Annotated in this window: 14 protein-coding genes and 1 tRNA gene; 2 read left to right on the top strand and 13 right to left on the bottom strand. The window is 61.2% G+C overall.

Annotated elements, in window-relative coordinates:
- Window positions 1-120: 120 nt before the first annotated feature.
- The 5 genes from asd to leuC all read right to left on the bottom strand — a co-directional run bounded on the left by asd (window position 121) and on the right by leuC (window position 5,393).
- Window positions 121-1,233 carry an aspartate-semialdehyde dehydrogenase gene (gene asd, locus CQ041_RS25810; protein WP_105524869.1) on the bottom strand — a complete coding sequence of 371 codons (1,113 nt, stop codon included), beginning with the start codon at window positions 1,231-1,233 and terminating at the stop codon, window positions 121-123.
- A gap of 64 nt (window positions 1,234-1,297) precedes the next feature.
- Window positions 1,298-2,380: a 3-isopropylmalate dehydrogenase gene (gene leuB, locus CQ041_RS25805; RefSeq protein ID WP_065904535.1), complete on the bottom strand. Its 1,083-nt coding sequence runs from the start codon at window positions 2,378-2,380 to the stop codon at window positions 1,298-1,300.
- A 53-nt stretch (window positions 2,381-2,433) separates the two neighbouring features.
- Window positions 2,434-3,198 (bottom strand): class I SAM-dependent methyltransferase, encoded by a 765-nt coding sequence (locus CQ041_RS25800; RefSeq protein ID WP_105524870.1) that lies wholly within the window; start codon window positions 3,196-3,198, stop codon window positions 2,434-2,436.
- Between the two features lie 124 nt (window positions 3,199-3,322).
- Window positions 3,323-3,964: a 3-isopropylmalate dehydratase small subunit gene (gene leuD, locus CQ041_RS25795; protein WP_105524871.1), complete on the bottom strand. Its 642-nt coding sequence runs from the start codon at window positions 3,962-3,964 to the stop codon at window positions 3,323-3,325.
- A 10-nt stretch (window positions 3,965-3,974) separates the two neighbouring features.
- Complete coding sequence (gene leuC / locus CQ041_RS25790; protein ID WP_105524872.1) at window positions 3,975-5,393, bottom strand: 3-isopropylmalate dehydratase large subunit; 1,419 nt, start codon at window positions 5,391-5,393, stop codon at window positions 3,975-3,977.
- Between the two features lie 139 nt (window positions 5,394-5,532).
- On the opposite strand from leuC, the gene CQ041_RS25785 reads away from it, so the two are divergent.
- Both CQ041_RS25785 and CQ041_RS25780 read left to right on the top strand, forming a co-directional pair.
- Window positions 5,533-6,423, top strand: a complete 891-nt coding sequence (locus tag CQ041_RS25785) for a LysR family transcriptional regulator (protein WP_105524873.1) — start codon at window positions 5,533-5,535, stop codon at window positions 6,421-6,423.
- 66 nt (window positions 6,424-6,489) lie between these two features.
- Window positions 6,490-9,768 carry an EAL domain-containing protein gene (locus tag CQ041_RS25780; RefSeq protein ID WP_105524874.1) on the top strand — a complete coding sequence of 1,093 codons (3,279 nt, stop codon included), beginning with the start codon at window positions 6,490-6,492 and terminating at the stop codon, window positions 9,766-9,768.
- Here CQ041_RS25780 and CQ041_RS25775 read toward each other — a convergent pair.
- The 8 genes from CQ041_RS25775 to CQ041_RS25735 all read right to left on the bottom strand — a co-directional run bounded on the left by CQ041_RS25775 (window position 9,765) and on the right by CQ041_RS25735 (window position 17,317).
- The gene (locus CQ041_RS25775; RefSeq protein ID WP_105524875.1) at window positions 9,765-11,039 is read right to left on the bottom strand and encodes a hypothetical protein; all 1,275 of its coding nucleotides are present in this window, start codon (window positions 11,037-11,039) and stop codon (window positions 9,765-9,767) included. The genes CQ041_RS25780 and CQ041_RS25775 overlap by 4 nt on opposite strands.
- Window positions 11,036-11,968, bottom strand: a complete 933-nt coding sequence (locus CQ041_RS25770; protein WP_308701348.1) for a hypothetical protein — start codon at window positions 11,966-11,968, stop codon at window positions 11,036-11,038. The genes CQ041_RS25775 and CQ041_RS25770 overlap by 4 nt, the downstream gene beginning before the upstream one ends.
- A 119-nt stretch (window positions 11,969-12,087) precedes the next feature.
- Complete coding sequence (locus CQ041_RS26275) at window positions 12,088-13,677, bottom strand: hypothetical protein (protein WP_146116877.1); 1,590 nt, start codon at window positions 13,675-13,677, stop codon at window positions 12,088-12,090.
- 498 nt (window positions 13,678-14,175) lie between these two features.
- Window positions 14,176-15,144 carry a tRNA-dihydrouridine synthase gene (locus CQ041_RS25755; RefSeq protein ID WP_105524878.1) on the bottom strand — a complete coding sequence of 323 codons (969 nt, stop codon included), beginning with the start codon at window positions 15,142-15,144 and terminating at the stop codon, window positions 14,176-14,178.
- A 55-nt stretch (window positions 15,145-15,199) separates the two neighbouring features.
- Window positions 15,200-15,634, bottom strand: coding sequence for a thioesterase family protein (locus CQ041_RS25750; protein WP_105524879.1), 435 nt, complete (start codon window positions 15,632-15,634; stop codon window positions 15,200-15,202).
- A 38-nt stretch (window positions 15,635-15,672) separates the two neighbouring features.
- Window positions 15,673-16,506 (bottom strand): alpha/beta hydrolase, encoded by an 834-nt coding sequence (locus CQ041_RS25745; RefSeq protein WP_105524880.1) that lies wholly within the window; start codon window positions 16,504-16,506, stop codon window positions 15,673-15,675.
- A 14-nt stretch (window positions 16,507-16,520) separates the two neighbouring features.
- Window positions 16,521-17,060, bottom strand: a complete 540-nt coding sequence (locus CQ041_RS25740) for a TetR/AcrR family transcriptional regulator (protein ID WP_105524881.1) — start codon at window positions 17,058-17,060, stop codon at window positions 16,521-16,523.
- Between the two features lie 181 nt (window positions 17,061-17,241).
- A tRNA-Glu gene (locus tag CQ041_RS25735) sits at window positions 17,242-17,317 on the bottom strand.
- Window position 17,318: the final 1 nt, after the last annotated feature.

Here is a 17,318-nt window from a genome sequence, read left to right as displayed (position 1 = left end):
CGGGTGGGTGGGGGTGAGGCAATTAAGCCAGGCCTTGGGGTGTGGCTGATGGCGGCCTCACGGACAACAAAAAACCCGCGCCTGTCACCAGGCGCGGGTTTTTCCTACAACCTCAAGCGATCAACGCTCCAGCAGAATCCGCAGCATACGACGCAACGGCTCAGCCGCGCCCCACAGCAGTTGGTCGCCAACGGTGAACGCGCCGAGGAACTGGCTGCCCATGTTCAGCTTGCGCAGACGGCCCACCGGTACATTCAGGGTGCCGGTGACCTTGGTCGGGCTGAGCTCCTGCATGCTGATGTCGCGGTTGTTCGGCACTAGCTTGACCCATGGGTTGTGCTGGCTGATCAGCCCTTCGATATCAGCGATCGGCACGTCTTTGTTCAACTTGATGGTCAGCGCCTGGCTGTGGCAGCGCATGGCGCCGATACGCACGCAGATGCCGTCCACCGGGATCGGGCTCTTGAAACGACCGAGGATCTTGTTGGTCTCGGCCTGGGCCTTCCACTCTTCGCGGCTCTGGCCGTTCGGCAGTTCCTTGTCGATCCACGGGATCAGGCTGCCCGCCAACGGCACGCCGAAGTTCTCGGTCGGGTACGCGTCGCTGCGCATGGCGTCGGCCACACGGCGGTCGATATCGAGGATCGCGCTGGCCGGGTCGGCCAGTTGATCGGCGACGGCCGCGTGGGTCGCGCCCATCTGCTTGATCAGTTCACGCATGTTCTGCGCGCCGGCACCGGAGGCCGCCTGGTAGGTCATGGCGCTCATCCACTCCACCAGGCCCGCTTCGAACAGGCCGCCCAGGCCCATCAGCATCAGGCTGACGGTGCAGTTGCCGCCGACGTAGTTCTTGGTGCCGGCGTCCAGTTGCTGGTCAATGACCTTGCGGTTCACCGGGTCGAGGATGATCACGGCGTCGTCCTGCATGCGCAGGCTCGACGCGGCGTCGATCCAGTAGCCCTGCCAGCCCGCTTCGCGCAGCTTGGGGAAGACTTCACTGGTGTAGTCGCCGCCCTGACAGGTCAAAATCACGTCGAGGGTCTTCAACTCTTCAATGCTGTAGGCGTCCTTGAGCGGAGCAATGTCCTTGCCCACGGACGGCCCTTGGCCACCCACGTTTGAAGTGGTGAAAAACACCGGCTCAATAAGATCGAAATCCTGCTCTTCCAGCATCCGCTGCATGAGCACGGAACCGACCATACCGCGCCAACCGATCAGACCTACACGTTTCATCGCAACTACACCTTGTTAAAAAGTGGGCCGCTTCGCAGCGACAACTGCAAGCGGGCCCGAGAGATTACAGATTCCGCAGCGCGGCGACTACTGCGTCGCCCATTTCTTGCGTACCGACTTTGGTGCAACCCTGCGACCAGATGTCGCCGGTGCGCAAACCCTGGTCCAGCACCAGGCTGACGGCCTTCTCGATCGCGTCCGCGGCCTCGCCCAGGTTGAAGCTGTAACGCAGCATCATCGATACCGACAAAATCGTCGCCAGCGGGTTGGCAATCCCCTGCCCCGCGATGTCCGGCGCCGAGCCGTGGCATGGCTCGTACATGCCCTTGTTGTTGGTGTCCAGCGACGCCGACGGCAGCATGCCGATGGAACCGGTGAGCATCGAGGCCTGGTCGGACAGGATGTCGCCGAACAGGTTGTCGGTGACGATCACGTCGAACTGCTTGGGTGCACGCACCAGTTGCATGGCGGCGTTGTCGACGTACATGTGGCTCAGTTCGACGTCCGGGTAGTCCTTGGCCACTTCCTCAACGATTTCGCGCCACAGTTGGCTGGATGCCAAAACGTTGGCCTTGTCCACCGAGCAGACCTTCTTGCCGCGCACGCGGGCCATGTCGAAACCGACACGGGCGATACGGCGGATTTCGCTCTCGCTGTACGGCAGGGTGTCGTAGGCCTGGCGCTCACCATTCTCCAGCTCACGTACACCGCGTGGCGAGCCGAAATAGATACCGCCGGTCAGCTCGCGCACGATCAGGATGTCCAGGCCCGCCACCACTTCCGGCTTGAGGCTCGACGCGTCGGCCAGTTGCGGATAGAGGATCGCCGGGCGCAGGTTGCCGAACAGGCCCAGTTGGGCGCGGATTTTCAGCAGGCCGCGCTCAGGGCGGATGTCACGCTCGATCTTGTCCCATTTTGGGCCGCCCACGGCGCCCAGCAGTACGGCGTCGGCCGCACGGGCGCGGTCCAGGGTTTCATCGGCCAGGGGCACGCCGTGCTTGTCGATGGCCGCGCCGCCGATCACGTCGTGGCTCAGCTCGAAGCCCAGGCTGTACTTGCTGTTGGCGAGTTCCAGTACCTTGACCGCTTCGGCCATGATTTCCGGACCAATACCGTCGCCAGGGAGAATCAGAATCTGCTTGCTCATGGGTTCCTCATTTCATCGAGCGACCCGCCCGTGGGCAGGTCGGGAAAAATCAATCAGCGTTCGGCGAAGACCACCAGCACGTCGGTGCTGAAGGTGCCGTCGGCCTGAATTTCGTAATAGTCACGCACTTCCTGGCCCATCGCCTTTTGCAGCTCAAGGATGGCTGCGCGCAGAACCTCTGGCGTGCGCATGCGCTCGACCCACGAGGTGTATTCCAGGCGCAGGCGCTGACGGCTACTGTTGCGCACATGCAGACCGGACTCGCTGAGCTGCTGCATCCATTCGGCGGCAGCGTAATCGCGCACGTGGCTGGTGTCGCGCAGCACTTCGACGGTTTGCAGGTAAGTGTCCAACAGCGGGCTGCCCGGTGACAAGACGTCGACGAACGCCGCCACGCCGCCCGGCTTGAGCACACGGCGCACTTCACGCAGGGCCAGGCCGAGGTCGCTCCAGTGGTGGGCCGAATAGCGGCTGAACACGAAGTCGAACTCGCCATCGGCGAACGGCAGGCGTTCGGCGGCGCCGTGCACGGTGCGAATGTTGCCCAGGCCACGGTCAACTGCCGCAGCGGCAACTACGTCGAGCATCTGCTGGGACAGGTCGTAGGCCACCACTTCCTTCACCAGCGGCGCCGTGTGGAAGCTGACATGCCCGGCACCGCAGCCCAGGTCCAGCAGTCGCGCAGCGCCCTGCCCGGCCAGTTCGGCCTGCAGCAGCGCGAATTCGGTGCCCTGAGCGTGCACGGCACTGCTCAGGTAAGCCGAGGCTTGCTCGCCGAATTGTTTTTGCACGACTTGGGTGTGGGCGGTGCTGGTCATGGTGCTTTCCTTGGGTTTTGTGTTGTTAACACTGGCCTCATCGGGGGCAAGCCCCTTCCCACAGGGGAGCGCATTTCAACTGTGGGAGGGGGCTTGCCCTCGATGGCGGCGGTCCTGCCTCACATCAATCGCGAAACAACCAGGGCTGGCTCGCCCGGTGCCTGGCTTCAAATGCGGCAATCGCATCGCCGTCCTGCAAGGTCAGGCCGATATCATCCAGGCCGTTGATCAGGCAGTGCTTGCGGAAGGCGTCCACCTCAAAGTGATACACCTTGCCATCCGGTCGGGTCACGGTTTGCGCGGCCAGGTCGACGGTCAGTTGGTAGCCCTCTTCGGCCTCCACCTGCTTGAACAACTCGTCGACTTCTTCATCCGTCAAGATGATCGGCAACAAGCCATTCTTGAAGCTGTTGTTGAAGAAGATGTCGGCATAGCTCGGCGCGATGATGCTGCGAAAGCCATATTCTTCCAGGGCCCACGGCGCGTGCTCACGGCTGGAGCCGCACCCGAAGTTCTCGCGGGCCAGCAGCACGCTGGCGCCTTGGTAACGCTCGGCGTTGAGCACGAAGTCCTTGTTCAGCGGACGCTTGGAGTTGTCCTGGTAGGCGTAGCCCACATCCAGGTAGCGCCACTCGTCGAACAGGTTCGGGCCGAAACCGGTGCGCTTGATCGACTTCAAGAACTGCTTGGGGATGATCTGGTCGGTGTCGACGTTGGCACGATCCAAAGGGGCGACAAGGCCGGTGTGTTGAGTAAAAGCACGCATCGGGTATTCCTCAGATCAATTCGCGAACGTCGATGAAACGACCGTTGACGGCGGCCGCAGCGGCCATGGCCGGGCTGACCAGGTGGGTACGCCCACCGGCGCCCTGGCGCCCTTCGAAGTTACGGTTGGAGGTGGACGCGCAATGCTCGCCCGACTCCAAACGGTCCGGGTTCATTGCCAGGCACATCGAGCAGCCCGGCTCGCGCCATTCAAAACCGGCTTCGAGGAAGATCTTGTCCAGGCCTTCAGCTTCGGCTTGCGCCTTCACCAGGCCCGAGCCCGGCACCACGATGGCTTGCTTGATGGTCGAGGCAACTTTGCGACCTTTGGCGATGACCGCCGCGGCGCGCAGGTCTTCGATCCGCGAGTTGGTGCAGGAACCGATGAACACGCGATCCAACTGAATGTCGGTAATCGCCTGGTTGGCCGTAAGGCCCATGTACTTCAAGGCACGTTCGATGGAACCGCGCTTGACCAGGTCGGCTTCCTTGGCCGGGTCCGGCACGTTCTGGTCAACGGCCAAGACCATTTCCGGCGAGGTGCCCCAGCTCACTTGCGGCTTGATCTGGGCAGCGTCCAGTTCGACCACGGTGTCGAACACCGCATCGGCGTCGGAGACCAGGTCTTTCCAGGCTTCGACCGCAGCGTCCCAATCGGCGCCAGCCGGTGCGAATGGACGACCCTTGACGTATTCGACGGTCTTTTCGTCCGCCGCCACCATGCCCACGCGGGCACCGGCTTCGATGGACATGTTGCAGATGGTCATGCGGCCTTCGATGGACAGGTCGCGAATCGCGCTGCCGGCGAACTCGATGGCATGGCCGTTACCGCCGGCGGTGCCGATCTTGCCGATGACCGCGAGGACGATGTCCTTGGCCGTCACGCCGAACGGCAACTGGCCTTCGACGCGCACCAGCATGTTTTTCATTTTCTTGGCGACCAGGCACTGGGTGGCGAACACGTGTTCCACCTCGGAGGTGCCAATGCCATGGGCCAGGGCGCCGAAAGCACCGTGGGTGGACGTGTGGGAGTCACCGCAGACCACGGTCATGCCCGGCAAGGTCGCGCCCTGCTCCGGGCCGATCACGTGGACGATGCCCTGGCGCACGTCATTCATCTTGAATTCGGTGATGCCGTATTCGTCGCAGTAGTCGTCGAGGGTCTGCACTTGCAAGCGCGACACGGTGTCGACGATAGCGTCGATGCCGCCCTTGCGCTCAGGGGTGGTCGGGACGTTGTGGTCCGGGGTGGCAATGATGGAGTCGACGCGCCATGGCTTGCGCCCGGCCAGTCGCAGGCCTTCGAACGCTTGGGGCGAGGTCACTTCATGGATGATGTGACGGTCGATATAGATCAGCGACGAGCCATCGTCGCGCCGTTTCACTTCATGGGAATCCCAAAGCTTGTCGTAAAGCGTCTTGCCGGCCATCAGTCGGTCCTCATCAGCGGTGTTTCATACGCCGGGCTTTTCAATAACCCTTTGGCTTGTGAGGCTGATGGTATGGCGCTACATTAAATAACTCAAATTCATATTTTTTATGCTTTGGATTACCAACTGGAATACTGACATGGACCTGGCCAACCTCAATGCCTTTATCGCCATTGCCGAGACCGGCAGCTTCTCGGGCGCGGGCGAACGCCTGCACCTGACCCAACCGGCCATCAGCAAACGCATCGCCGGGCTGGAACAACAACTGAAGGTGCGCCTGTTCGATCGCCTGGGCCGCGAAGTCGGCCTGACCGAAGCGGGCCGGGCCCTGCTGCCACGTGCCTATCAGATTCTGAACGTGCTGGACGACACCCGCCGCGCCCTCACCAACCTGACCGGTGAAGTCACCGGCCGGCTGACTCTGGCCACCAGCCATCACATCGGCCTGCACCGCCTGCCGCCGGTGCTGCGCACGTTCACGCGGGAATACCCCAACGTGGCGCTGGATATTCAGTTCCTGGATTCGGAAGTGGCCTACGAAGAAATCCTCCATGGCCGCGCCGAAGTGGCGGTGATCACCCTCGCGCCCGACCCCCACCATCTGGTGCGTGCCACCCCGGTCTGGGACGACCCGCTGGATTTCGTGGTGGCGCCGGAACACAGCCTGACCCTCAACGGCACCGTTTCCCTGGCCGATATTGCGAAGCACCCGGCGGTTTTTCCCGGCGGCAACACCTTTACCCACCATATCGTCAGCCGCCTGTTCGAAACCCAGGGCTTGGCGCCAAACATCGCGATGAGCACTAACTACCTGGAAACTATCAAGATGATGGTTTCCATCGGCCTGGCATGGAGCGTTTTGCCCCGCACCATGCTCGATGATCAAGTAACAAGTATCGCTTTGCCGGGCATACAGCTCAGTCGCCAGCTAGGCTATATCGTGCACACCGAAAGGACGCTGTCGAACGCTGCGCGGGCCTTCATGAGCCTATTGGATGCACAGGTCGAACTGCCAGGGATACCGGCATGATGCTGTGCGGCCTCAAGGACTGAGTACATCCGCGCGTTATGCCCATCGAGCCAAGGCCCTTTGATAATGCGCAATCCTGCCGATTCCGTACCACCCTTGCCCCGCATCTACGCCCTTGACCCTCAAGCGGCGGAACAGAGTTGGGACAGCGCGCCCCAATTGCTGGCAGCGCTCAATGCTGCCCGCCTGGGCGCCTGGTGCTGGGAAATCGACAGCGGCAAGATCAGTTGGTCGCGAGGCACCCAGGCGCTGTTCGGCTTTGACCCGCGCCAACCCCTCCCGAAGGACCTTGACTACCTCGACCTGCTCGCCCCCGAAGACCGCGCCCGGGTGGTGCGGGCGTTCCATGCCGTACTGGCCGGCGAGCCCTTCGAACAAGCCATGCACCACCGCATCCAGTGGCCCGACGGCACCCGTCACTGGCTGGAGATCAACGGCAACCTGGCGCCGGACAAGGCCGGCCGGCGCCGCATGATCGGCGTGATTCGCGAAATCACCCACCAGCGCGAGCGCGAAAACGCCCTGGGCCATTCCGAAAAGCGCTTCGCCACGCTGTTCCACCTGTGCCCGAACATGGTGCTGCTGACGCGCCAGGCCGACGGCATGATCAGCGAAGCCAACCAGCATTTCGAGAAGCTCTTCGGCTGGCCCCTGAGCCAGGCCCTCGGCCGCACCACCCTGGACCTGGGCCTGTGGCGCCACCCCGAGCAACGCGCGCAACTGGTCAAGGCCACCCAGCGCAAGGGCGAGCCGATCACCATGGAAGTGCAGTTCTGCGCCAGCAACGGGCAGATCCACGACGGCACCCTCAGCGCGCAAAAGGTCGAGCTGGAGGGCGAGGCCTATCTGATCAGTACGTTCCTCGACACCACCGAGCGCAAAAACGCCGAGCAAGCCCTCAAGGACAGCCAGGAGCGCCTCGACCTGGCCCTGGACTCCGCGCAACTGGGCACCTGGGACTGGCACATCCCCACCGGCATGCTCTACGGCTCGGCCCGTGCGGCGCAACTGCACGGCCTGCCACCCGAGCCCTTTCACGAGTCCTTCGAGGCTTTTTTCGAAGGCATGCCCACTGAAGAACGCGAAAATATGCGCAATGCCTACCGCACGTTGCGCGAAGGCCCCGCCGGCAACTACCAACTGACCTACCGCGTGCAAATGGAGGACGGCAGCTCGCGCTACCTGGAAAGCCGTGCCCGCCTCTACCGCAACGAGCAAGGCGCGCCACTGCGCATGGCCGGTACGCTACTGGACATTACCGACCAGGTGGAGCGCGAACAACGCCTGACCGCCTCCGAAGAAAAATTCGCCAGCCTGTTCCAGGCCAGCCCCGACCCCATCTGCGTGACCAGCCTGGAGACCGGCGCGTTTATCGAGATCAACCCGGCGTTCACCCAGACCTTCGGCTGGACCGCCGCCGAGGTGATCGACAAAAGCGCCGAGCAGATAGGCCTGTGGGAAGAGTCCAACAAGCGTCTGCAACGCATCGAGCGGGTAATTCGCGAACAGGCCCTGAGCAACGTAGCCATCGTGGCGCATCATAAGGATGGCCGGGGTCTGACCTGCGTGATCTCCAGCCGCCTGATCAAAGTCGGCGAGGAACCCTGCATCGTCACTACGCTGCGAGACATTACCCAGCAACAACGCTCGGAAGCCGCGCTGAAGGCCAGCGAAGAGAAATTCGCCAAGGCGTTTCACTCCAGCCCCGACGCGATTTCCATCACCGAGCGCGACACCGGTCGCTACGTGGAGGTCAACGACGGCTTCTGCCGCCTCACCGGCTATCGCGCCGAAGAAGCCATTGGCCTCACGCTCTATCAGATCGGCATCTGGGCCGATGAAAACCAGCGCTCCGCGCTGCTGGCGGAATTGCAGATCAAGGGCCGCATCCACCACCTGGAAATGCTCTGGCACAACAAGCGCGGCGAGCTGCTGGCGGTAGAGGTTTCGGTGGAGCCTATTACCCTCAACGAAACCCCGTGCCTGCTGCTGACGGCCCGGGACGTGAGCCTGCTGAAAAACGCGCAGGCGCAGATTCGCCACCTGGCCTACCACGACCCGCTGACCAACCTGCCCAACCGCGCCCTGCTGATGGACCGCCTGAGCCAGCAGATTGCATTGCTCAAGCGCCACAACCTGCGCGGGGCGCTGCTGTTCCTGGACCTGGACCACTTCAAGCACATCAACGACTCCCTCGGCCACCCGGTGGGCGACACGGTATTGAAAATAGTCACCGCGCGGCTGGAGGCCAGCGTGCGCATGGAAGACACCGTGGCGCGCCTGGGGGGCGATGAGTTCGTGGTGCTGCTCAGCGGGCTGGAGGGTTCGCGCGCGGAAGTCAGCGCGCAGGTGCAGGAACTGGCCGATACCCTGCGTGAATTGCTCTCGGAGCCGATGTTCCTCGATGGCCATCGCCTGCAGGTCACCCCGAGCATTGGCGTGGCGCTGATCCCCGACCACGGCTCGACCCCGGCCGACCTGCTCAAGCGTGCTGATATCGCGCTGTACCGCGCCAAGGATTCGGGGCGCAACACCACGCAGATGTTTCACAACAGCATGCAGAAAACCGCCAGCGAACGCCTGCGCATGGAGACCGACCTGCGCCTGGCCCTGTCCCGGGGCGAATTCAGCGTGCATTACCAACCCCAGGTGGATGCGCGCGGCAACAAGATTGTCGGGGCCGAGGCGCTGGTGCGCTGGCAGCACCCGCAGCTTGGGGCGCAGTCGCCCTCGGAATTCATCAAGGTGCTGGAAGACAGCGGGCTGATCCTTGAGGTCGGCACCTGGATCCTCGATGAAGCGTGCGCGGCTTTCGGGCAATTGATCAAGGAGCAGAAAGTCGACCCGAAAAACTTCAGCCTGTGCGTGAACATCAGCCCTCGCCAATTCCGTCAGAACGACTTTGTCGAGCGGGTCGAACGCAGCCTCAGGCAACATGCCCTGCCGTGCAACCTGCTGAAGCTGGAGATCACCGAAGGCATCGTGATCCAGAACCTGGAGGACACCATCAGCAAAATGCGCCGCCTGAAAAAACTCGGCGTGAGTTTTGCGATGGATGACTTCGGCACCGGTTATTCGTCACTCACCTACCTCAAGCGCCTGCCGGTGGATGTGCTGAAAATCGACCAGTCCTTCGTGCGCGATGCCACCCACGACCCGAACGATGCCGAAATCATTCGCGCCATCGTGGCCATGGCCCGCAGCCTCAACCTGGAAGTGATCGCCGAAGGCGTGGAAACCCCGGAACAACTGGCATTCCTGCAAAAGCTGGGCTGCCACTTGTTCCAGGGTTATTTGCATAGCCGGCCGTTACCGATTGAAGGGTTTCGACGGCTGCTGGATTAAGCCAGCTTCGACGCCCACATTGACGGATTCATCCAGCGTGATGACACCAGGCTTTGCTTCTGTCCGTAGAAATCCAGCGCCCCGTCTATCACCGCGACCGAGTGACCGCCGTCGGCGAGGGTGCCGATGGCGCCGTTGGCCAACTCCTTCACGTCACTCGCGCGGATGTAGCCGTACAACCCCAACCGGCGCAGGGCTTGTCCCGGTATTTCACCGTCATTGAGGGTTTCGATGGCCTTATCAAAACTCTCGCCGCCTCTGAAGTCGTTGTTTTCCATGTGCGCACGCTTGGCACTCACCGCATACAGAAAGTTGGCGGCCTCCAGCAACGACCGGTCACTGCCGCGCAGATGGGAAGCCTGCGTGGCTTTTTGCAGCTCGGCATGGGTCAGGTGCAGCGTGAACCCATCGCGCATCACCACATCGAAGCCATTAGACACGGCCGTCACCTGTTTGTAGATGGTGTCCGGGTGCTGTCCGAACCGCATCATCGCCGCCTTGATCGCCGATACGGTCACGCAATTGCCTTCCCTGCCTTGATAAAAGCCATGCCAGATGTCCTTCGGCTTCACCGGTACTTGCGGCGTTTGCGGGCGCAACCGGGAACGGGGTGTTGACGGAAACAACCGATAACCATAGCGCTGATCGATCTTGCGTTGATCGCCATGACTGTGCCGGATGCCGTTGAGTACCAGGCCGCTGCCAAAGGTGCTGGTTGATTGCACCCCGACCACGCCATCCCCCACCAACTGACTCGGCGCTACGTAGCGGGAGATGCCATACACGCCCATGCCTTTCAAGCAGTTCAGCACCGTCTCCCCCTGCAACGTCTTCGCCAGCGCGGCGTCGAAACTGGCAAAACCCCCGCGTTGCTGTTTGCGTTTGACGAACGCCGCGAGCACAACGTTGGCAGTCTCGACGGCGTGTTGATCGCCCCCCTTGAACCGCGAAGCACGCGCAACCTGTTTCAGCTCCTGAGCAGACACCGTGACCTCGTACTCATCTTTCATTTTGATGCGATAGCCGTCGCCCTCAGCCGTGACTCCATCAAACAGATCGGCCGGGGTTTGCCCCAGTGTCATCATCATCATCTTGATGACGGCGGCGTGGGAACTGGTGTCGAAGAACTCACCAAAGGACCGCTCGGAAGCGTCAAATGCAGCCGGAATGGCGGGCGGCTCGTCTCGCGGCTTGGCCGGCAACTGGGGAGCGACAGGTTCAGGTTGGCGGTAGCTGACGGTACACGAGCAGACGTGTGTCGACAGCGTCATTTGAGGGCCACCGCATCACCCCGCAAGGGCCTCCCACCCACCGTCCCCCATAACTCCTCACGGCCATTGATCACGGCAACTGAATGCTGGGCGCGATTGACCATGCCGATCTCGCCGCGGGCCAGTTCGCTCACATGTACCTTTTTCATATGATGCTTCAAACCCAACCGCAAGAACCCCTCCCCTGCGCCGCGCTCATCCTCACCATCGTTGAGGCTGTTGATCGCAGCGCGAAAACTCCCGGCTGCCGTGCGATCGTTGTTTTCCATTTGTGCCCGCTTGGCACTGACGGCGTAGAGAAACTGAGCATCCTTGAGCATGCCCTTATCCAGACCGACAAACCGAGACCCCGCCGCCGCCTGCTTCAACTCCGCCTCGGTGAGCTTGACCTCGACGTTATCCCTCATTGTCACCGTGTAACCACTCTGCGTCTTCGCGACCTCCTTGAAGATGTCCGTGGGGCTCTGACCGAACCGGACCATGGCTGCCTTGATAGCGGAGACAGTGACGCAATTCCCGTCGGGCCCCTGGCGAAAGCCGCTCCAGATATTATCCGGCTTGGCGCCATCCCGTTTTGTCGAGAGCCCTGGAATGGGCAGATCCGGTTTCGGCTTGGGGAGAAACGGGTCAGGAATGACCTTGTCGGTGGGGCTTGGCGCGACGTCCCGGCCCTCCTTGTCTTTTTTGTCGCCAACCATCTGGAGCAACTGCTGTATGAAAGACCTGAACATGCTCAACATCGCGTTGAGCTGGGCGCTTCTCTCCTCTTCGCCCACCAGGGACTGGACGCGGGGCACAGGCGCGAGTTTCTCACCGCCCCCGACACCATTCGCCGCGCCAGCGTAAAGCGGAGTATTGGCAGACCTTCTGGAAAAATCAGGCTGCACACCCACCGCACCGGGTATTTTATTGATCAAATTACACGACATCTCTTGCCTCCATCCTCAGGGCTTCTCCGACGCTCTGATTCGGAGAGCCCCTGTATTTACTCAAGAAACTGACACGAGGGTGGCTGTATCGAAACCGCCCCCCCAGCCAGGGTTGGGTTTCAGGCTGGGCCGGGAGTGGTCAGTCCTGGCTTCGGAAGAGGCGGGTCCTGGCGTTCAACGACAGGCGGCGTCTTGAGGCCCTTCTGCGCAGCAAGGCCGTCATTCTGCATCGTCTGGTTGGCGATTTTTGCAGCGTCCTGCTGAACCTTGCCCGACGACGTTTGTTTCGCGGTACTGGCCTGGGTATCGGTCTTTTTATCCCCTTCGACCAGCACTTTGGCTGTGTCTTGCTTGATCACGCCTGACTTAGTGTCGTCTGCCGTCTTGGCCTGGACATCGATCTTTTTATTGCCATCGGCCAGTACGTTGGCTGCGTCTTGCTTGATCACGCCTGACTTAGTGTCGTCTGCCGTCTTGGCCTGGACATCGATCTTTTTATTGCCTTCGGCCAGCACTTTGGCTGTGTCTTGCTTGATCACACCTGACTTAGTGTCGTCTGCCGTCTTTGCCTGGGCGTCGGTCTTTTTATTGCCGTCGGCCAGCACTTTGGCTGTGTCTTGCTTGATCACACCTAACTTAGTGTCGTCTGCCGTCTTGGCCTGGACATCGATCTTTTTATTGCCTTCAGCCAGCACTTTGGCTGTGTCTTGCTTGATCACACCTAACTTAGTGTCGTCTGCCGTCTTGGCCTGGACATCGATCTTTTTATTGCCTTCAGCCAGCACTTTGGCTGTGTCTTGCTTGATCACACCTAACTTAGTGTCGTCTGCCGTCTTGGCCTGGACATCGATCTTTTTATTGCCATCGGCCAGCACTTTGGCTGTGCCTTGCTTGAGTACCTCCGCTGTCGCTTCATTCGTGCTCTGCTCTGGAGCTTTACGATGGAAGTCGTGGCCAGGTTGAACGTTGTTGACCAACGATCCGGCATCGTGCGCATGATGGGGGCAAGGCGCGACATTCACTTCGACTTTGATTTGAGCGTTCGAATCATTGCTGACGTTGATATGAGGCGTAGTGACGCCCGGATGGCCTGGAATAAAGGGCCGTCCTGGGATCACGCTACGCTCCTGCGGTTTTACCTCGACCGAAAGCTTGCCAGCGTCCCCAGTAAGGGCAGATGGCACCGACGTGGAAGCGTTTTTATCAAGGGCTTTGCCAGTCAACTGAGACGCTTTTTGTTCCAGCGGTTTTTCTTGCAGGACGCTTGGTTGTTTGCCGCTATCGGCAACCATCTTTGGCAGCACGCTGTTTTCCAGCTTGGCCTTTGGTGACTCATTGGCTTTCAATAAAGTGTTGGGCAGAGCCGGGCTATCCGACGTTTTTGGCTGCACGGCGCCTTCTGGTTTGTGCGGATGGGGAGTGTGATTGTGCACTAAACGATCTGCCGACTGATCCCGGCCGGAAAACATTTCGCGCATCGATTTGAAGACGGCTTCAAGCATATCGAACAACTTCGTCAACGCCCCCGCACTGACCGCTGCATCACCCGAGTTGAATTTCAAATTATCGGTACGCATTGCAACGCCACTGGAACTTGGTGCAGGAGCGCCAAACCCGGCTTTTACGCAGTTCTTGGAATCCATCAACTCCGCGTGACGATGGGAACGAGCGACAGTGGCAAGTGTAGGGTTATTAACCGACAGAGACATATAAAACGATCCTTATAAAGTTAAAACTGGAAATAGCAGGGGCGAAAAACCTTCTGCATTGGCCGAGCGCAACGACCGTTGCACTTCAGTCCCTACCTAGGTGGACCCTGGCGTAATCGAGTTCCTGAAATCGGACCTTACATAAGGAAACGACACGCCACTTTCAGACTTTGCCTCATGGACATTCGCAAAAACGTACCCGCGCCGGAGCCTGTGATCCGAGGCATTCGAAACATACGCTTATAAACCTCACTACAGGCAACACACGGACACCCTTCCCCACGCCATCCACAATGAAGGTGTGTTAGTTCACGCGCACGCTACTATCACCTTCGAAGAGGTGACCCACGCGCCACTGCGTATTATTGCAATTACTTACTACACTCAAACTTGCTTACATGGCTGCGCAGACGCGCAACGGACATTGCGCCCATAAAAAAGGGCGCCTCAGGCGCCCATGATTCGAACAATGAAAACTCTTTAAATATAATCCTGTTATTACTGGGCTACGACTTCGCCCGGATGCGCCATCCCCAACAATTGGCTGACGGCGCGCAAGTCAGTCTCACGTCGCATGGCAGTGAACAGTTCCACCGCCTCCGGATAATTGCGCGTCAGCATCGCCAGCCACTGCTTGAGACGGCCCGGCGCCTGTCGCTCGGTCAGTTGAGCGACCGACTGGGTCCAGAATTCCTGAAGCATGGGCTGCATCTGCACCCAGGTCATTTCCACCACGTCCTCACCTGCCTTCGCCGCCGCAATCTGCCGCGCGAGGTCAGGGCGTGCGACCAGGCCACGGCCGAGCATGATGTCTTCGGCACCGCTGACTTCACGGCAACGCTTCCAGTCGTCAACGCTCCAGATATCGCCATTGGCGAACACCGGCACGTTGACCACGTCCTGCACGCGCGGGATCCACTCCCAGTGCGCTGGCGGCTTGTAGCCATCGGTCTTGGTGCGGGCATGCACGACGATATGGGCTGCGCCGCCCTCGGCCAATGCGGTGGCGCACACCAGCGCGCCGTCCGGGCTGTCGAAGCCCAGGCGCATCTTCGCGGTCACCGGGATGTGGGCAGGCACGGCACGGCGCACGTGTTCGACGATCTGGTTGAGCAGCTCCGGTTCCTTGAGCAACACCGCGCCGCCACGGGACTTGTTCACCGTTTTGGCCGGACAGCCGAAATTCAGGTCAATCACTTGCGAGCCCAACTCGCAGGCCAGGGCCGCGTTTTCCGCCAGGCACACCGGGTCCGAGCCCAGCAGTTGCACACGCAGCGGCACGCCCGCAGCGGTGTGGGCACCGTGCAGCAATTCCGGGGCGAGCTTGTGAAAATACGCCGGGGTGAGCAGGCGGTCGTTGACGCGGATGAATTCGGTCACACACCAGTCAATCCCGCCGACACGGGTCAACACGTCCCGCAGGATGTTGTCGACCAACCCCTCCATGGGCGCCAAAGCAATTTGCATGGAAAACACTCAACAAAAATCGTGGCGCAGTTTACTGGGTTTCCTGCGGCAACCGTTAACCCCCCGTCAGGGCGGGGCCATAGCCGTCGAGGAATTCTGCCGGCATGCGTTTGGGTTTGCCGCTGGACAGCTCGATGCACACAAAAGTGGTTTGCGCCCGCAGCAGGGTCACACCGTCGCGGGGACGGAATAATTGGAAACGGCGGGTCATTTTCAAGCGCTGGTCCCAGTCGACGATCCAGGTGGCCAATTGCAGTTCGTCACCTTCATAACCGGCCGCAAGGTAATCGATCTCGTGGCGCACCACCGCCATGGCGCGGTCCAGGCGACGGTATTCGGTGAGGTCCAGGCCAAGACGCTGGGAATGGCGCCAGGCGCAGCGCTCGAGCCAGGACACGTACACCGCGTTGTTGGCATGGCCGAGGCCGTCGATGTCTTCGGCACCGACCTGCAGGTCGATGATGAACGGCGTTGCCAAATCCCAGCCCATGCGTTGCTCCAGTCGGTTGATCTCGGCTGGGCAGTGTATCAGGCGGTTTGCCGCGCCTGTAGACGCACACCGGCCAGTAACGCCAGTACCGCGTCGATCACTTTTGGATCGGCCAGCACCTTCTGATGCCCGCCGTGCTCCAGGCGCAGCAGCCGGCTGTCGAACCAGGCGTCATGGATGGCCTGGCTGGCGTTGACCGGAACGAACGTGTCGTCTTCGGCATGCACGATCAAGCCGGGAATGTTCAGCTGGTAATGGGCCACGTCCAGGTGCTTGAGCGGCATGCCGAAGGTCTGTTCGACTTCCTGGATGAATGCCGAACGCGCCCGCGCCGGCAACCCGACCATCCTGGTAAACCCACGCAGCACATCAAGCAAGCGCGACGGCGCGGCGATACTCACCAGCGCCTCGGTCCGCAGCCCCAACTGCACCGCCAGCATCGCACTGGCGCCGCCCATGGAGTGACCGACCACCGCATGCAGCGGCGGCAGCTCGGCGGCAGCCTCCAGCATCGCACGGGCAAACAGCAGCACATGAGCCTCGCGCCCCGGTGAACGGCCGTGGGCAGGGCCGTCCAGCGCGATCACCGAATAACCGTTGTCGACCAGCGCCGTAATCAGGCTGGCGAACTGGGTGGGCCGCCCTTCCCAACCGTGCATCAGCAGCACCGCAGGCCCCTGGCCCCAACGCAATGCCGACAGGCCGAAACGCAGGGTGATGCGCTCCGATTGCGCCAACAGCGGCAGCTCCCAGTCACGGGGCGGCAGCTCGCGCGGGGTCATGAAAGCACGCCGCATCTTATTGGCCACCGTTTGCGGTGCCAGATGCCCCAGGGTGCCGTTGATGCGACGAATCCAGGTCAGCGTGCCCATCTCAACACCCTCTTCTAGCGCACGGCCGACTTGGCGGCGCGCAATACACGGTCAGATAACTCACCCGGGCCCAGGGCGCGAGCCAGGGCCAGGCCACCGATCATCAGTGCCATGTCGGCCAGGGCCTTGTCGGTGTCTTCGGGGCTGGCGGCCAGTTGCGCAGCCATCAGCTCGCAGTGCTCGTTCAACGCCTGGCGGAATTCATCCGGCAGGCGGCTCATCTCGCCGACGGTTGCCGGGATCGGGCAGGCCTGGGCGGTGGAGTCGCGGTGCTTGCGCGACAGGTAGAACGCCGCCACCAGGGCCCTGCGCTCTTCGCCGGTCAGGTGGGCGTCCATGTCGTCGATCGAGGCACGGCGCTTGGCCAGCAGCTCGGTGAACGCCTCCAGCATCAGCGCGTCCTTGCTTTCAAAGTGCGCATAGAAACCACCGACGGTCAGCCCCGCCGCGCCCATGACTTCACCCACACTCGGTTCTGCCGGGCCGCGCTGAATCAATGCCGCGCTGGCAGCCTGCAGAATGCGTTCGCGGGTTTGCGCTTTTTTATCGCTCATCATTGCCTCCGTCGCTCATGGGTTGAATATTATTACCATAATAATATTTCGCAAGCGACAGACATGACCATTGGTCAGAAGGGATCGTAGGAGGGAAGCAGGAAATGGCCAAACGCCAGACAAACAAAAGGGCCATTCAATAATTGAATGACCCTTAAAAATCCCGCAGAGCGGGTAATCGTGGCGTCCCCTAGGGGACTCGAACCCCTGTTACCGCCGTGAAAGGGCGGTGTCCTAGGCCACTAGACGAAGGGGACA

The sequence above is a fragment of the Pseudomonas sp. MYb60 genome (assembly GCF_002979555.1).
GTDB lineage: Bacteria > Pseudomonadota > Gammaproteobacteria > Pseudomonadales > Pseudomonadaceae > Aquipseudomonas.
This window is presented reverse-complemented; position numbering and strand designations above follow the sequence as displayed.

Excerpts from the sequence above, each read along its gene's own strand:
- asd (WP_105524869.1), bottom strand. The coding sequence starts at position 1,233 with ATGAAACGTGTAGGTCTGATCGGTTGGCGCGGTATGGTCGGTTCCGTG.
- leuB (WP_065904535.1), bottom strand. The coding sequence starts at position 2,380 with ATGAGCAAGCAGATTCTGATTCTCCCTGGCGACGGTATTGGTCCGGAA.
- CQ041_RS25800 (WP_105524870.1), bottom strand. The coding sequence starts at position 3,198 with ATGACCAGCACCGCCCACACCCAAGTCGTGCAAAAACAATTCGGCGAG.
- leuD (WP_105524871.1), bottom strand. The coding sequence starts at position 3,964 with ATGCGTGCTTTTACTCAACACACCGGCCTTGTCGCCCCTTTGGATCGT.
- leuC (WP_105524872.1), bottom strand. The coding sequence starts at position 5,393 with ATGGCCGGCAAGACGCTTTACGACAAGCTTTGGGATTCCCATGAAGTG.
- CQ041_RS25785 (WP_105524873.1), top strand. The coding sequence starts at position 5,533 with ATGGACCTGGCCAACCTCAATGCCTTTATCGCCATTGCCGAGACCGGC.
- CQ041_RS25780 (WP_105524874.1), top strand. The coding sequence starts at position 6,490 with ATGCGCAATCCTGCCGATTCCGTACCACCCTTGCCCCGCATCTACGCC.
- CQ041_RS25775 (WP_105524875.1), bottom strand. The coding sequence starts at position 11,039 with ATGACGCTGTCGACACACGTCTGCTCGTGTACCGTCAGCTACCGCCAA.
- CQ041_RS25770 (WP_308701348.1), bottom strand. The coding sequence starts at position 11,968 with ATGTCGTGTAATTTGATCAATAAAATACCCGGTGCGGTGGGTGTGCAG.
- CQ041_RS26275 (WP_146116877.1), bottom strand. The coding sequence starts at position 13,677 with ATGTCTCTGTCGGTTAATAACCCTACACTTGCCACTGTCGCTCGTTCC.
- CQ041_RS25755 (WP_105524878.1), bottom strand. The coding sequence starts at position 15,144 with ATGCAAATTGCTTTGGCGCCCATGGAGGGGTTGGTCGACAACATCCTG.
- CQ041_RS25750 (WP_105524879.1), bottom strand. The coding sequence starts at position 15,634 with ATGGGCTGGGATTTGGCAACGCCGTTCATCATCGACCTGCAGGTCGGT.
- CQ041_RS25745 (WP_105524880.1), bottom strand. The coding sequence starts at position 16,506 with ATGGGCACGCTGACCTGGATTCGTCGCATCAACGGCACCCTGGGGCAT.
- CQ041_RS25740 (WP_105524881.1), bottom strand. The coding sequence starts at position 17,060 with ATGAGCGATAAAAAAGCGCAAACCCGCGAACGCATTCTGCAGGCTGCC.